Here is a 15,152-nt window from a genome sequence, read left to right as displayed (position 1 = left end):
GCGTGCACCGAGCAGCGAGCGCTATCCGCCCGCCTGCCACTCCTTCACCGCCTCGATCGGTGAGACCAGCATGAGTATGTTGAGCGTCAGATTGTCGCGGATCGCCCACAGGGTGAAGAGTTCGAAGGCGAGCGCGAGCGTGACGGTCGTCCACCAGCGCATCCGGCTGGCGGCCAGAAATCCCAAGATCATGAAACCGGCGTCGCTGACCGAATTGAGTACCGAATCGCCCGCATAGCCATAGGCCATGGTGACCTCGCGGTAGCGGTCGATGATAACCGACGAATTTTCCAATATCTCCCATGCGCCTTCGATCCCGATCGCTACGGCGAGCGCGGCCCACAGCGGCGCGCGCGGCATCAGCCAGCGCGACAGGCCGTAAAAGATGAAGCCGTGGATGATATGGCTGAAGCTGTACCAGTCCGAAATCTGCTGGCTGTTCTGGTTTGACTGGACGGTGCCGTGCCAAAGGCTGATCGTGCCGCAGGGGCAGATCGGCGGGCGCCCCATCGCGATAAGTATCGCGGCCAGCAGGCCGAGCAGCCCCGCCGCGACCAGCCAGCCCGTGCGCGACATTCCCCGCATCCCCGCATTCCTTCCCGCTTGACCGCCGCCCTCGCTCGGGCAATTAGCGCCCATGGCTGAAAGCGTCCACCTCAACCGCCGCGGCGTCCTGTTCGTCCTCTCCTCGCCCTCGGGTGCAGGCAAGACCACCATCTCCAAAAAGATGCTCGCGGGCGACCGCGACATTGCGCTGTCAATCTCTGCCACCACGCGGCCGATGCGTCCCGGCGAGCAGGATGGGGTCGATTATCATTTCGTCGACGTCGACACGTTCAAGCAGATGGCCGCTGATGGCGAGTTTCTCGAATGGGCGCATGTCTTCGGCCATCGCTACGGCACCCCTCGCGACCGCGTCGAGCAACTGCTCGCAGCCGGCAAGGACGTGCTGTTCGATATCGACTGGCAGGGCGCGCAGCAACTCTATCAGGAAGCGGGCCCCGATGTGGTGCGGGTGTTCATCCTGCCGCCGACGATGGAGGAGCTCGAACGCCGGCTGCGCGCGCGCAACACCGACAGCGACGAAGTGATCGCGGCGCGGATGGCACGCGCGGCGAACGAGATCAGTCACTGGGACGGCTATGACTATGTGCTGATCAACGACGATATCGAAGGCTGCTTCGAGGAAGTGAAGGCGATCCTGCGCGCCGAGCGGCTGAAGCGCCGCCGCCAGATCGGCCTGATCGGGTTCGCCCGCGATCTGATCCGCTCGGTGCCCGAGGCGGACCCGACGCTTTAGAGCGCCGTCATTGCCACCCCGGCGAAAGCCGGGAGATTACCACGTCGCCGTTGGTTCCTCGCAATGACGAAAGCTCAACCCGGCCGCGCCAGCTTCGCTTCCAGTTCCCTTACCATTTCGGCGCGCAGCGGCTTGGCGGCGCCGTCGGTGCGGCACACCACGACCGTATCACAGGTCGCGATGCAGCGACCGTTCTGGAACATCGCCTGCACGATCGTCCAGCTCGACGTGCCGAGGCGGCCGATGCCGGTCGCAATTTCGACCGGGTCGGGAAAATTTCCCTCACCCAGATAGTTGATCTCGACCGCGGCGACCATCGTGCGCTCGTTCGCCGGGCGCTCCTCCCAAGGACGGATTTCGCGGTTCAGTAGCACGCGGCCGCTTTCAAACAGTGCCGCGAAGGCCACATTGTTGAGGTGACCGTTGATGTCCATGTCCTGGAACCGCGTCTGCAGATCGAGGTGGACAGGGTAGCTGGCGGCATCGAGCCGCCAGCTTTCCGGTTTCGGCATATCAGCGCGGACCCATGCGGATGCCGCCGTCGAGGCGCACGTCCTCGCCGTTGAAATAGCCGTTTTCGATCATGGTCAGCGCGAGACCCGCATATTCGGCCGGGTTGCCGAGGCGCTTCGGATTGAGGACCGAGGCCGCGAGCGCATCGCGGACATTCTGCGGCGCCGCGCCGAGCAGCGGGGTGTCGAAGATGCCCGGCAGGATCGTGTTGACGCGGATGCTTTCCGCCGCAAGGTCGCGCGCGATCGGCAGGGTCATGCCGACGACGCCGCCCTTCGACGCCGAATAGGCTGCCTGACCGATCTGGCCGTCCTCGGCCGCGACGCTCGCGGTGTTGACGATCGCGCCGCGTTCGCCATCTTCCATCGGGTCGAGCGTCATCATGCCCGCCGCCGACTTGGCGATGCAGCGGAAGGTGCCGACTAGGTTGATCTGGATGATCCAGTTGAAGGCATCGAGCGGGAAATGCTTGATGCTGCCGTCTTCTTTCGACCGGCTGGCGGTCTTGATCGCATTGCCGGTGCCGGCGCAGTTCACAAGGATACGCTCCTGACCGATCGCGGCGCGCGCCTTTTCGAAGGCGGCGTCGACCGACGCATCGTCGGTGACATTGCATTCGCAGAAAACGCCGCCGAGTTCGGCAGCAAGCGCCTCGCCCTTTTCGGCCTGCAAATCGAAGATCGCGACCTTGACGCCCTTCGCGGCAAGTGCGCGCGCGGTGGCGGCACCAAGGCCCGAAGCGCCGCCGGTGACGACGGCGGATACGGTGGAATCGAGTTTCATGTCATGTCCTTTCCCTGAAAAATGCGTGTTCCGGCGAAAGCCGGAACCCAGAGCGTGAACAACTGACGCCCGCGTCAGGCCGCCCTGGGCTCCGGCTTCCGCCGGAGCACAAGATCGTTAGAGCCGCTCGACGATGGTGACATTGGCCTGGCCGCCGCCTTCGCACATCGTCTGAAGACCATATTTGCCGCCGGTGGCGTCGAGCACGCCGAGCAGCGTCGCCATCAGCTTGGTTCCCGAGGCGCCAAGCGGGTGGCCGAGCGCGATCGCGCCGCCATGCTGGTTGAGCCGCGCATGGTCCGCGCCAAGATATTTGAGCCAGGCGAGCGGCACCGGCGCGAACGCCTCGTTCACTTCATAGGCGTCAATGTCCTCGATCCGCAGACCCGCCTTCTTGAGCGCCTTTTCGGTCGCGAACAGCGGCTCTTCGAGCATGATGATGGGGTCGCCCGCGGTCACCGAAATATGGTGGATGCGCGCGCGCGGGGTCAGCCCATGATCCTTGAGCGCCTGTTCCGACACGATCAGCGCGGCCGACGCGCCGTCGCAGATCTGCGAGCTGGTCGCCGCGGTGATGGTGCCGCCTTCCTGCAGGATCTTCACCCCGGCAATGCTTTCGAGCGTCGCGTCGAAGCGGATCCCCTCGTCGACCGTGTGGCGCTGCGGCCCTTCGGGCGTCTCCACCTCGATCCCGACGATTTCATTGCCGAACAGCCCCGCCTCGGTCGCGACGCGGGCGCGGCGATGGCTTTCGAGCGCGAAGGCATCGAGGTCGTCCTTGGTGAAGCCGTGCTTCTTGACGATCATCTCGGCACCCATGAACTGGCTGAACATGATGCCGGGATATTTTTCCTCGAGCCGCGGCGACTTATAATTGCCGAGCCCTTCCTTCATGAACAGCGTCGCGACGCTGCCCATCGGTACGCGCGTCATGCTTTCGATGCCGCTGGCGAGGACGATATCCTGCGTGCCCGACATCACCGCCTGCGCGGCGAACATCATCGCCTGCTGCGACGATCCGCACTGCCGGTCGATGGTCACCGCGGGGATCGAATCGGGAAGCTTCGAGGCGAGCACGGCATTGCGGCCGAGGTCCATCGTCTGCTCGCCGCCCTGGCTGACGCAACCGGTGATGACATCGTCGATCTTCGACGTGTCGAAGTCGTTGCGGTCGGCGATCGCGTCATAGACCGCGGCGCCGAGGTCGACAGGGTGAACACCGGCGAGCTTGCCGCCGCGGCGACCGCCGGCGGTGCGGACGGCATCTACGATATAGGCTGTGGCCATGGAGAGTTCCTTTCCGATTGTCGCCGCCCCTGCGAAGGCGGGGGCGACGGGATTAAAGCTTGCGCCCGATCAGTTCCTTCATGATCTCGTTCGTGCCGCCAAAGATGCGCGTCACGCGCGCCGCGCGCCAGGCGCGGGCGATCGGATATTCGTTCATATAACCCGCGCCGCCGAACAGCTGGAGACACTTGTCCATCACTTCCCACTGAAGATCGGTGTGCCACAGCTTCGCCGCAGCGCCCTCTTCGGGGGTGAGTTCCTTCTTCAGATGCCGCGCGAGCGCCCAGTCGAGGTGCGCCCAGCCGACCTGCAGCTTTGCCTTCAGATCGGCGAGGACGAAGCGGCTGTTCTGGAAATCGAGGATCGGCTTGCCGAACGCCTTGCGGTCGCGCGTATATTCGACAGTATCGTCGAACGCGCGCTGCGCCGAGGCCTGCGCCGACACGGCGATCGACAGGCGTTCCTGCGGCAGTTCGCTCATCAGATAGATGAACCCCTGTCCCTCTTCGCCGAGACAGTTAGTGATGGGGACGCGGACGTCGTTGAAGAAAAGCTCCGACGTGTCGGCTTCGTCCTGCCCGATCTTGTCGAGGTTACGGCCGCGCTGGAAACCGTCGCGATCGGCCTCGACGAGCACGATCGACACGCCCTTCCAAGCGGGCTGCACCTCGGTGTCGGTCTTGACGCAGACCAGGACCAGGTCGGCGTTCTGGCCGTTGGTGATATAGGTTTTCGACCCATTGATTACATAATGGTTGCCATCCTTCTTTGCGGTCGTGCGCATGCCCTGAAGGTCGCTGCCGGTGCCCGGCTCGGTCATCGCGATCGCGGTGACCACTTCGCCCGACACCATCTTGGGCAGCCAATGCTTCTTCTGCTCTTCGCTGCCGTAACGGACGATATAGTTGGTGACGATATCCGACTGGAGCGAAAAGCCGGTGGTGACGCGGCCATAATAGGCGCTTTCCTCGTCGACGATCGCATTATAGCCGAAGTCGAGACCCAGCCCGCCATATTCTTCGGGAACGGTGGGGCACAGCAGGCCCAGCTCGCCCGCCTTGGGCCACAGATCCTTCGGCACGATGCCGTCCTCAGCCCATTTCGCCTGATTGGGCGCGACTTCTTTTTCGAGGAACTGGCGCACCGTCGCGCGGAACGCCTCATGATCGTCGGTGTAAGCGGTGCGCGACAGATTATCGAGCGACATCCTTCTTCCTTTCCCTGAGCGCGTCCGGACGATTTCGGGGAGCCGGTGCGCGCGAAACGGGGCCGCGCCGGGGCACGTCCTTCGCTTGCTAATGGACCTTACGTTTACGTCCACGTCAAGTGGAAATGCCGTTACGGCATAAAACGCACGCGAAGCCGCCCACCGTCTTGTCGCCCCGGACCGGATACCGGACCCGTGCGCCCCGCGCGGCGAGAATCGACCCCGCATCAAGTCAGTGACGATGAACGGAATCTGCGCCGAGGCGGCTGTTCCATAATCGAATCAGGCACCGAATAGGTTTGCGGGCGCTGGGCAGCGCCGCCGCGCCGCGCTAAGCCGCTGCGATGGTCGATCTCCTTCTCGATGCGCAGGCGCTGCTCGGCGAATCGCCGCGCTGGCACGCCCCCGAAGCACGCCTTTACTGGGTCGATATCGATGCGCATCGCATCCATCGCACCGATCCCGCGACTGGCGCGACCGAAACGATGCAGCTCGACCAGCCCGTCGGCTGCGTCGCGCCGCGCGCGGACGGCGGGCTGGTCATGGGCCTCAAGGACGGCTGCGCGCTGATCGACGCGTGGGGCGAGGACCCGCGCCCCTTCGGTCCGGCGGTGCTGGCGGGCATAGCCGAACAGCGCTTCAACGACGGGTGCGTCGATGCCGCGGGCCGCTTCTGGATCGGCAGCGTGACGCGCGACAAGTCCAACCCGGGCGCAATGCTGTTCCGCCTCGACCCCGACGGGACGCTGACTCCGATGCTCGGCGGGCTGCTGACGAGCAACGGCGCGGCCTTCAGCCCCGACGGCCGCACCTTTTATCATGCCGACACGCCAACGCATGCGCTGCACGCCTATGCGGTCGACCCCGCGACCGGCGCGCTTGGCGACGGCCGGCTGTTCCACCAGTTCGAGCAGGGCAAGGGCCGCCCTGACGGCGGAACGGTCGATGCCGAGGGTTGTTACTGGTCGGCGCTGTGGGACGGATGGCGCGTCGTGCGCCTGTCGCCCGCCGGCGAGATTCTCCAGACGATCGAGATGCCCGTCCAGCGCCCCTCGATGATCGCGCTGGGCGGCGCCGACCTGTGCACCGCCTTCGTCACCAGCGCGGGCAAAGACCTGTCCGATGGCGACCGCGCGGCCCAGCCGCACGCTGGCGGCCTCTTCACCTTTCGCGTCGATGTGCCGGGGATCGTCCAGCCGGGCTTTGGCGGGTGAACGGCGCGCGCCATATGGCATGAAGCGACAGGTTGCAGGCATTCGAGGGCTCTACACATCGTTTATGTTCCCGCGATAAGACGATTATCGATGGTTCCGGCATGAGGATGATACATTGTTAATGCAGTTCATCGTGGCTGTTTTGGCCCAGACGGCTTCCCCGCCGCCGCCACTAACTGCGATAGAGGACTGGTCATCCTACGCCCCAATCGCAAACAGCGACCGTGTTTCCGTCGTCTGCCCCGAGGCAGGCCGAGTAACGGCGGAGTTTGACCGGCAGGGCTATGTGGTTTCTGTCGTTGCAATTGAAGGATTTTCGCGGCGTCTTTCGAAGGATGATCGGTCAGCAATCAACGCCGCCATCGCGCCCCTTCACGTTTTGGACCGGGTCGAGATCGGCTGCAACGGTCCTAACGAAGCACTAATTCACGTTTTGGGAGGATTCGAAGAAGCCAACGGCAAGATGATGCGGCAAGTGGTGCCGATGGTCTGGGGAAAGTCGGGCTTAAGAGGCGTCGGGGGAAGCAAACTTCCTCGGATAGAGCTATCACCAAATCTCCGGTGAAAACCAGAAGCGGTCGGTCGGCATCCCATCCCAAAGTCGCCGTTCGCCACCGATTTAAATTGAATCGGAATCGACCGATTGCTGCCATTTCACAGTGATGTATATTCCTCATGATGAAGAGTCTGCTCTGCGTGCTGCTTGCAGCATCTTTTTTGATTCTGATTGGCCGTTCCATCCGAGCGGGCGTGCCGATTGGCTTCACCGATCCACGCCGCGATGAAAGACCGTTTCAATTCTGGCTCGTGATGATTTTCATGCTGCTGCCGGCCATGTGGCTCACAAGCGAAGCGTGGAGTAAACTGCGCTAGTACTGAGGTAAGCTAGGCGCGCTTCCGACCGGTTTTGGTCATCATTCCAAGGTGCCAACGATCCTAATAGCCGTCGTTAGTTTTCCCAAACATCTCCGTATAGCCCGTGATTTTCTTCGAAAATTTCAATTATCGACTGGGCATCTCCGGGTGTCGCGGCGGTCAAATCCTCCAGAGCAACACTGACCCCATCTGGGCTGATGATCCGATTAGTGACTCGCAAAACTCCGGTGAATGGGTGGGTGTCGCAGAAGGCTTCGACCGACCTTGTAATCCGGAATGACAATACATCGCCGACCTGAGGAATCAGGGGTAAGCGCATGCTGCCTGAGATCATGCCAAACGCGGCGTTCGTGGTGAACAGTGATATGTCTAGATGAACGTCAAACACGGCCTGGCTCCGAAGCGGCTCGGTAGGGGCATAGGCAAGCAGTCTTAACGTCCCCTTTGCACCGATCTAAGGCCGAAAGCCGCCTTTCTGCTCTCCCACCGCATTCCGGTCATTCCCGCAACGACTGGAGCGCTTGCCGGGCTTGACCTCGTCGGCTTGCACACTGCCGCCCTATCGGGTTAAGGCACCTCCCGACATGGTTTCGTCCGAAACCAAAACCCCCGGGAGATCACAGATGCTGCGTATCGCGCCCCGCCCTGTCCGTCATTTGTCGATGCTGCTTGCATCGACGGCACTGATGATGGGTTATAGCCAGATGAGTATTGCCGCCGAACCCGCCGCCAAGGCGCCCGCTTCCGCCCCGGCCGACGCGAACCCGCTGCTTGCCCCGTGGACCGGTCCCTATGAAGGGGTGCCGCCGTGGGACAAGCTGGACCCCGACCTGTTCCCCGACGCCTTTGAAAAAGGGATGGCCGAGGTGAAGGCCGAGGTGCAGGCGGTCATCGACAATCCCGCCGCGCCGACTTTCGAAAACACGCATGTCCCGATGCAGCTTGCCGGCGAAACGATGGACCGCGTCTTCGCGATGTGGGGCGTGCAGACGTCGAACAAGTCGAACGACCGCGTCGAAGATATCGACGCCGAATGGAGCCCGAAGCTCACCAAATTCTATACCGAGCTGTTCCTCGATCCCAAACTCTTCGCGCGCTACAAGGCGGTGTATGACACGCGGCTGACGAGCGGGCTCAACGCCCAGCAGATTCGCATTGTCGAGCGCAGCTATGACGAGATGGTGCGCGACGGCGCCAATCTGCCCCCCGCCGATAAGGCGAAGCTGGTCGATATGAACGCCAAGCTGGAAGGGCTGTTCTCGACCTTTTCGTCGAAGCTGCTCGGCGATGAAAAGCTATACACCTTCGTCACGGACAAGGCCGAACTCGACGGGCTGCCGGCAGGTTTCGTGGCTTCGCTGGCCGCCGCGGCCGAGGCGCAGGGCAAGCCTGGCCAGTGGGCGATCAAGAACACCCGCTCGTCGGCGCAGCCGGTGCTCCAAAATGCGACCAACCGCGCGCTTCGCGAGAAGGTGTGGCGCGCCTTCGTCAACCGCGGCGACAATGGCGATGCCAACGACACCAATGCGACGATCGCCGAAATACTGAAGCTGCGCCAGGCGCGCGCCGAACTGCTCGGCTTTCCGACCCACGCCGACTATCGCATGGCCGACACGATGGCCAAGACGCCCGCGAACGCGATGGCGCTGATGATGAAGGTGTGGCCGGCCGCGGTCGCCCGCGTGCATGAAGAGGTCGCCGACATGCAGGCGATCGCCGATGCCGAGGCAAAGGCGGGCAAGGGGCCGAAGATCACGATCGAACCGTGGGATTATCGCTTCTACGCGGAGAAGGTCCGCAAGGCGAAATATGACCTCGATGAAAGCGAGGTGAAGCCGTACCTCCAGCTCGACAAGCTGCGCGACGCGATGTTCTGGTCGGCGGGGCGGCTCTATGATCTGGGCTTCCGCGAAAACACCGGCACGATCCCGGTCTTCGATCCCAAGGTGAAGACGTTCGAGGTCTATAACCTCAAGACCGGCAAGAATGTCGGGGTCCTCTACCTCGACAATTTTGCGCGCGACGGCAAGCGTTCGGGCGCTTGGATGACCACCTATCGCAGCGAACAGGGCCTGGGCGGCGAACGCAATGTCCTCGCGTCGAACAACAATAATTTCACCGAAGGCGCGAACGGCGAACCGACGCTCGTCAGCCTCGACGATGCGACGACGCTGTTCCACGAATTCGGGCACGGCATCCATTATCTGTTGCAGCACGTCTATTATCCGGCGCTTGCCGGGGTACCGCGCGACTTCGTCGAATATCCGAGCCAGGTGAACGAAAACTGGCTGATGACGCCCGAAGTGCTGTCGAAATTCGCGACGCACTACAAGACGGGCGAGCCGATGCCGCAGGCGCTGGTCGACAAGATCATCGCGTCGAGCAAATTCAACCAGGGATTCGACACGGTCGAATATCTGGCGAGCGCGATCGTCGACATGAAGCTGCACGACCGCAAGGTGCCGGTAACCGACGTCGATGCTTTCGAACGCGAAACGCTGGCCGAAATCGGCATGCCCAAGGAAATCGTCATGCGGCACCGTTTGCCGCAGTTCGGCCATCTGTTCAGTTCCGACGCCTATTCGGCGGGCTATTACAGCTATCTCTGGTCCGAAACGATGGACGCCGACACCTGGGCTGCCTTCATGGAAGCGGGCGGGCCGTGGGACCGCAGCGTCGCCGACAAGTTCCGGACAATCCTGTTGATGACGGGCAACGAGACCGACCGCGCGGAAGCCTATCGCGCTTTCCGCGGCCGCGACCCCGACGTGAAGGCTCTGCTCGAACGGCGCGGGTTCCCGACCAGCGAATAATCAAATGAAAACCGGGGAGCAAAGGGGGCCGCCGTGCCCCCTTTGTTTTGCCCGCTGTCCACAACAAAGGCGACCGGAGGCCTTCCAACAGCCGATAGACCCGCCCCATCCGATTCCTGTTGACGGCCGCCGAATCCGATATAAATATGATATCATCTTTATATCGGATGATTCGGAGGGTAAGATGGGAGACGGAACTGCGCCGGCACTGAACCGCAGCCGCGAAACGCGGGCTGCGACACAGAGCGGCTATCTGATGCTGCTGGTCTGGCTGGTGCTGTTCGGCATCGCGATCTGGGCGGCGGTGACCAACATCCAGGGCGAAACGGCCGGTTGGAACTGGAAATGGGGCGTTGCTGTCGCGAGCGGCATCGTCGGCACCCTGATCCTGTGCGGCTTTTACCTAATCAACCCCAATGAAGCGGCGGCGATCCAGCTGTTCGGCAGCTACAAGGGCACCGACCGCGAAAGCGGGCTGCGCTGGGTGTTGCCGTGGTTGACCCGCAAGAAGATCGCGGTGCGCGCGAACAATGTGATTTCGGACAAGATCAAGGTCAATGACCTGCGAGGCAACCCGATCGAGATGGCGGCGCAGGTCGTCTGGCGCGTTACCGACACCGCGCAGGCGCTGTTCGACGTCGACGATTACAAGGAATTCGTCCTCGCGCAGATCGAAGCGGCGGTGCGCGCGATCGGATCGCGCTATCCCTATGACGATCACACGCATGACGAGATCACGCTGCGCGGCAACCATGACGAGGTGGGCGTCGAACTGCGAAAGGCGTTGATCGAGCGGCTCGACGTCGCGGGAATCACCGTCGACGAATGCGGGCTGACGCACCTTGCCTACGCCCCCGAGATCGCCGGCGCCATGCTGCGCCGCCAGCAGGCCGAGGCGGTGGTCGCCGCCCGCGCCAAGCTGGTCGAAGGCGCGGTGTCGATGGTCGAGATGGCGTTGCAGCAATTGTCCGAAAAGCAGGTCGTCGACCTCGACGATGAACGCCGCGCCGCGATGGTATCGAACCTGATGGTTGTCCTGTGCGGTGAGCGCGACACGCAGCCGGTCGTCAATGCCGGGTCGCTCTACTGAGCCCAAAAACGATGTCGACAGCTGCCAGGAAAGCCTTTGCCCTCCGCGTCGATCCCGCCCTTTATGCGGCGATCGAGCGGTTGGCGGCGGCCGAATTGCGTAGCGCCAATGCCGAGATCGAAATGCTGCTTCGCGAAGCGCTCGCTCGCCGCGGCGTTGCCGTGAAGGCGAGCGAAAAGCCCCGCCGCGGTCGCCCGCCGGCGGTAGCCGATACGCGCGCGACGGAGTCCCCTGATGAAAAATAGGATCGCCGCTGCGGCCCTCGCCGCTGCCCTGCTGCCCACCGCCGCGCCTGCCGGGGCAAGCCCGGTCGCCAGCGAAATCAGCGCGCCGGGCGCCGACGGCCCGCTCGCCGGCACATTGCTGAGCGCCGAGAAGGCGAGCGCACCCGTCGTCTTGATCATCCCCGGATCGGGGCCGACCGACCGCGACGGCAACAGCCCGCTCGGCATCACCTCGGCAAGCTACCGCCTGCTTGCCGAGGCGCTGGCGCAAAAGGGCATCTCCGCGGCGCGCATCGACAAGCGCGGCATGTTCGGCAGCGAGGCGGCGGTCACCGATGCGAATAAGGTGACGATCGCCGCCTATGCTGCCGACGTCGGCGCATGGGCGCGTAGCCTGACCGAGCGAACCGGCCAGCACTGCATCTGGGTGGCCGGACACAGCGAAGGCGGGCTGGTCGCCATCGCGGCCGAAGCCGATCCGCATGTCTGCGGCCTGATCCTGATATCGGCGATGGGACGCCCCTTCGACGTTGTGCTGCGCGAACAGCTTGCCGCCAATCCGGCCAACGCGCCGATCCTGTCCGACGCCAACGGCGCGCTCGACCGGCTCGCGAAGGGCGAGCATGTCGATGTGAGCGCGATGCACCCGGCGCTCGCCCGCGGCCTCTTCAATCCGGCGGTGCAGGATTATCTCATCGACCTGATCGGGCACGATCCCGCCGCGATGCTGGCCGCCACCACCAAGCCGTTGCTGATCGTCGCGGGCAGCGCCGACTTGCAAATTCCCCTCGTCGATGCCGAAAAGCTGAAGGCCGCGCGCCCCGACGCGACACTGTCGGTGATCAAGGGGATGACCCATGTGCTGAAGCAGGCGAGCGCGAGCGACCGCGCCGCCAATATGGCGACCTACACCGATCCGAGTCTGGCGATCGACCGTTCGCTCGTCGTCGACATCATCCGCTTCGTGCGCGCGAACAGCCACTGAAGGAGGCCCGATCATGCTTCACCTCTTCCTCGACAAGAAGCCCTGGTTCCGCGCCAAAAACCACGGCTATGGCACCGGCCTGCCGATCGCGTGGCAGGGGTGGGTCTTCATGGCGCTCCACATCGCGCTGATCGCCGGGCTGTCGATGGCGCTGCGTAGCCAGCCGGTCGCGATGACCATCGTTGTTGTCCTCGCCGCGCTTGCGCCCATGCCCATCTACCAGGCCCGCACCGAGGGCGGCTGGAAATGGCGCTGGGGCAATCGCGCCGCCGAAAAGCGCGACGACAAGCGGCGGAAAAAATAGCCGCGCTGTCCGCCCCGACCGATTATCGACAGTCTCCGCCGGGCGGCGACGTCCAGCGCCTTGCCCCCATACCGCTTGATGGTTAAGGGCGGTCGTCATGACCGCCGATCCATCCTCCGTCCGCATCGCCCCTTCGATCCTCAGCGCCGACTTCGCGCAGCTGGGCGAAGAGGTGCGCCGCATCGAGGCGGCGGGCGCCGACTGGGTCCATATCGACGTGATGGACGGGCATTTCGTGCCCAATCTTACCATCGGACCGATGGTGGTAAAGGCGCTGCGTCCCCATTCGACTTTGCCTTTCGACGTTCATCTGATGATCTCGCCGGTCGATAATTTCCTCGACGCCTTCGCCGCGGCGGGCGCCGACATCATCACCGTCCATCCCGAAGCCGGGCCGCACATCCATCGCAGCATCCAGCACATCAAGTCGCTGGGCAAGCAGGCGGGCGTGTCGCTCAATCCCGCGACCCCGGCGAAGATGCTCGACTATCTGATCGACGACATCGACCTCGTCCTCGTGATGAGCGTCAATCCGGGTTTCGGAGGGCAAAGCTTCATTTCGAGCCAGCTTCGCAAGATCGAGGCGGTGCGCAAGATGATCGACAAATCGGGCCGCGACATCCGGCTGGAAGTCGATGGCGGCATCGACGCCGCAACTGCCCCGCTTGCCATCGCGGCGGGGGCCGACGTCCTGGTCGCCGGCACCGCAACCTTCAAGGGCGGTCCCGCGGCCTACGCCGACAATATCAAGCGCCTGCGCGGCTGATCGATGGAAGGGAGACCGTTGACCTCTGCTCCCGTCGATCCGATGCCCGAAACGGGCGACCCCGTCGCCCCGCTCGACGACAGCATCGAACCCGGCAAACGGCTGATCCGCCTGCCCGCCGACAAGGGACTGTCGCTGGGCGACCGCATCGCCAATCATTTCACCCGCCTGACCTGGCGCACTCCGCTCCATGCGCTGCGGCTGAAGGGGCGTTTCCCGCTCAAGCTGCTGGGCGTTCCGGCCGATCCGGTTCCCGGCGACACGCGCGCCGGCATGGCGATCCGCGCCGGCCATTTCCTCCACCGCGGACTCAAGCTGCCGATAAGGGAGATTGATTTCGCGGCGCTCTCGGTCGCCCCGGCCTTCGCAGATTATCTGCACAGTTTTGCCTGGCTGCGCGATCTTGCCGCCACCGGGACGCGCGCCGACGGCGCCCCGATCGCCGAAGCGCTCGTCCGCCAATGGCTCGCCGCGCACGGCGAAACGGTAAGCGAACCCGCATGGCGCGCCGACAATGCCGGCTGGCGCATCCTGTTCTGGGCCGCGCACGCGCCGCTGATCCTGTCGTCGAGCGATCTCGTCTATCGTTCCGCCGTACTCAACCATCTCGCGCGCGCGGCGCGCCACCTCGATCGCGTCGCCGACAAGACGCGCCCCGGCACCGGCCAGCTTGTTGCCTGGATCGGCATCGTCGCTGCATCGCTGCTGATGCCGGGCGGCGAGCCGCGCCAGGTGTTCGGCGAAGCAGGGCTGCGCAAGGTTCTCGAGACCAGCTTCTATGCCGACGGCGGCAATATCGCGCGTTCGCCGCAGGCACAGCTCGACGCGATCATGGCGCTGTCGATGCTCGCGCGCATTTACGACATGCGCCGGATGGAGGTGCCGCCCTTCCTGCAGGAAGTGCTTGCGCGCACCGTGCCAGCGCTGCTCGGGCTCGTCCACAGCGACGGCGGCATGGGCAATTGGCAAGGCAGCGGCGCGACGCCGGCAGCGGTTATCGAAGCGGTCGTCGCGGCAAGCGGTGTGCGCACCCGGCCGCTCAAACAGGCGCGCGACTGGGGCTATCAGCGCTTGGTTGCGAACAAGGTGGTCGTATTGGCCGACGCCGCGCCGCCCCCGATCGCGCGGGTTACCGAAGCGGGCTGCGCCTCGACGCTGGCGTTCGAGCTTTCGGATGGCGACGAACGCATCGTCGTCAATTGCGGCGGCGCAGCGCTGACCGGCGCGACGATTCCCGCCGACCTGGCGCGCGGGCTGCGCACCACCGCCGCCCATTCGACGCTGACCATCGCCGACAGCAATTCGACCGCGATCCTGCCCAACGGGACGCTTGGCCGCGGCGTGACCGAAGTCGAGCTCGACCGGCGCGAAACGCCGCAGGGCAGCCGGGTCGAGATGGGGCATGATGGCTATGTTCGCCGCCACGGTCTGATCCACCGCCGCCTGCTGATCCTTTCGCCCAACGGGCGCGAGCTGCGCGGTGAGGACATGCTGCTCCCCGCCCCGCGCAGCCGGCGCAAGGGCGACAAGGCTTTCACGCTGCGTTTTCACCTCGGCCGCAATATCTCGGCCAGTCTGACCGCCGACAAGCTCGGCGCGCTGCTGCGCATCGCGGGCGGCCCGCTGTGGCAGTTCCGCACCTCCGAAGGCCAGCTCGCGATCGAGGAAAGCCTGTGGGTCGACGGCGACGGCCGGCCGCATCCGACCGAGCAACTCGTCGTAACGGGTGCCGCGCCCGCCGGCGGTGCCAGCATCGGCTGGATCTTCAAGCATATCGGCTGACCGCCCAT

Annotated in this window: 17 protein-coding genes; 11 read left to right on the top strand and 6 right to left on the bottom strand. The window is 64.2% G+C overall.

All coding sequences use genetic code 11. From position 1 onward, the window contains the following. Positions 1-21 precede the first annotated feature (21 nt). On the bottom strand, positions 22-576 hold the full coding sequence (locus AOA14_RS09040; RefSeq protein WP_062901554.1) for a DUF2585 domain-containing protein: 555 nt from the start codon (positions 574-576) through the stop codon (positions 22-24). Positions 577-637: 61 nt separating this feature from the next. Between AOA14_RS09040 and gmk the strand changes: the two genes are divergently transcribed. Beyond that, on the top strand, positions 638-1,300 hold the full coding sequence (gmk, locus tag AOA14_RS09035; protein WP_062901553.1) for a guanylate kinase: 663 nt from the start codon (positions 638-640) through the stop codon (positions 1,298-1,300). 74 nt (positions 1,301-1,374) lie between these two features. Here gmk and AOA14_RS09030 read toward each other — a convergent pair whose 3' ends face one another. From AOA14_RS09030 to AOA14_RS09015, 4 genes are all read right to left on the bottom strand, one after another. Further along, the gene (locus AOA14_RS09030; protein ID WP_062901552.1) at positions 1,375-1,812 is read right to left on the bottom strand and encodes an acyl-CoA thioesterase; all 438 of its coding nucleotides are present in this window, start codon (positions 1,810-1,812) and stop codon (positions 1,375-1,377) included. 1 nt (position 1,813) lies between these two features. Beyond that, entirely contained in the window at positions 1,814-2,596 is a 783-nt protein-coding gene (locus AOA14_RS09025; protein ID WP_058812323.1) for an SDR family NAD(P)-dependent oxidoreductase, read from the bottom strand. Positions 2,597-2,713: 117 nt separating this feature from the next. Then, positions 2,714-3,883: an acetyl-CoA C-acetyltransferase gene (locus tag AOA14_RS09020; RefSeq protein WP_003041773.1), complete on the bottom strand. Its 1,170-nt coding sequence runs from the start codon at positions 3,881-3,883 to the stop codon at positions 2,714-2,716. A gap of 52 nt (positions 3,884-3,935) precedes the next feature. Further along, complete coding sequence (locus tag AOA14_RS09015) at positions 3,936-5,090, bottom strand: acyl-CoA dehydrogenase family protein (RefSeq protein ID WP_003041771.1); 1,155 nt, start codon at positions 5,088-5,090, stop codon at positions 3,936-3,938. Positions 5,091-5,434: 344 nt separating this feature from the next. Between AOA14_RS09015 and AOA14_RS09010 the strand changes: the two genes are divergently transcribed. The 3 genes from AOA14_RS09010 to AOA14_RS09005 all read left to right on the top strand — a co-directional run bounded on the left by AOA14_RS09010 (position 5,435) and on the right by AOA14_RS09005 (position 7,177). Beyond that, positions 5,435-6,304 (top strand): SMP-30/gluconolactonase/LRE family protein, encoded by an 870-nt coding sequence (locus AOA14_RS09010; RefSeq protein ID WP_062901551.1) that lies wholly within the window; start codon positions 5,435-5,437, stop codon positions 6,302-6,304. Positions 6,305-6,425: 121 nt separating this feature from the next. Next, the gene (locus AOA14_RS19745; RefSeq protein ID WP_202988453.1) at positions 6,426-6,869 is read left to right on the top strand and encodes a hypothetical protein; all 444 of its coding nucleotides are present in this window, start codon (positions 6,426-6,428) and stop codon (positions 6,867-6,869) included. Between the two features lie 110 nt (positions 6,870-6,979). Then, positions 6,980-7,177 (top strand): hypothetical protein, encoded by a 198-nt coding sequence (locus tag AOA14_RS09005; RefSeq protein WP_062901550.1) that lies wholly within the window; start codon positions 6,980-6,982, stop codon positions 7,175-7,177. A 76-nt stretch (positions 7,178-7,253) separates the two neighbouring features. Here the strand turns inward: AOA14_RS09005 and AOA14_RS09000 are convergent, their stop codons facing one another. Further along, positions 7,254-7,568, bottom strand: a complete 315-nt coding sequence (locus AOA14_RS09000; protein WP_062901549.1) for a hypothetical protein — start codon at positions 7,566-7,568, stop codon at positions 7,254-7,256. 235 nt (positions 7,569-7,803) lie between these two features. Here AOA14_RS09000 and AOA14_RS08995 point away from each other — a divergent pair, with 235 nt between their 5' ends. From AOA14_RS08995 to AOA14_RS08965, 7 genes are all read left to right on the top strand, one after another. Then, positions 7,804-9,993, top strand: a complete 2,190-nt coding sequence (locus AOA14_RS08995) for a M3 family metallopeptidase (RefSeq protein ID WP_062901548.1) — start codon at positions 7,804-7,806, stop codon at positions 9,991-9,993. 184 nt (positions 9,994-10,177) lie between these two features. Next, positions 10,178-11,083, top strand: a complete 906-nt coding sequence (locus AOA14_RS08990) for an SPFH domain-containing protein (RefSeq protein WP_062901547.1) — start codon at positions 10,178-10,180, stop codon at positions 11,081-11,083. Positions 11,084-11,094: 11 nt separating this feature from the next. After that, a complete protein-coding gene (locus AOA14_RS08985) occupies positions 11,095-11,328 on the top strand; it encodes a type II toxin-antitoxin system antitoxin (protein WP_062901546.1) in 234 nt (77 codons plus the stop codon). Further along, positions 11,318-12,292: an alpha/beta hydrolase gene (locus AOA14_RS08980; protein WP_062901545.1), complete on the top strand. Its 975-nt coding sequence runs from the start codon at positions 11,318-11,320 to the stop codon at positions 12,290-12,292. The genes AOA14_RS08985 and AOA14_RS08980 overlap by 11 nt, the downstream gene beginning before the upstream one ends. 13 nt (positions 12,293-12,305) lie before the next feature. Beyond that, positions 12,306-12,596 (top strand): hypothetical protein, encoded by a 291-nt coding sequence (locus AOA14_RS08975; RefSeq protein WP_062901544.1) that lies wholly within the window; start codon positions 12,306-12,308, stop codon positions 12,594-12,596. Between the two features lie 97 nt (positions 12,597-12,693). Further along, positions 12,694-13,362, top strand: coding sequence for a ribulose-phosphate 3-epimerase (gene rpe, locus AOA14_RS08970; protein WP_062901543.1), 669 nt, complete (start codon positions 12,694-12,696; stop codon positions 13,360-13,362). 42 nt (positions 13,363-13,404) lie between these two features. Continuing rightward, on the top strand, positions 13,405-15,144 hold the full coding sequence (locus tag AOA14_RS08965) for a heparinase II/III family protein (protein ID WP_202988477.1): 1,740 nt from the start codon (positions 13,405-13,407) through the stop codon (positions 15,142-15,144). The last annotated feature ends 8 nt before the right edge of the window (positions 15,145-15,152 follow it).

This window comes from Sphingopyxis terrae subsp. terrae NBRC 15098, assembly GCF_001610975.1.
In the GTDB taxonomy this organism is placed as follows: Bacteria; Pseudomonadota; Alphaproteobacteria; order Sphingomonadales; family Sphingomonadaceae; genus Sphingopyxis; species Sphingopyxis terrae_A.
The sequence above is the reverse complement of the archived record's forward strand: the minus strand, read 5'-3'. Positions and strand labels throughout refer to the sequence as shown.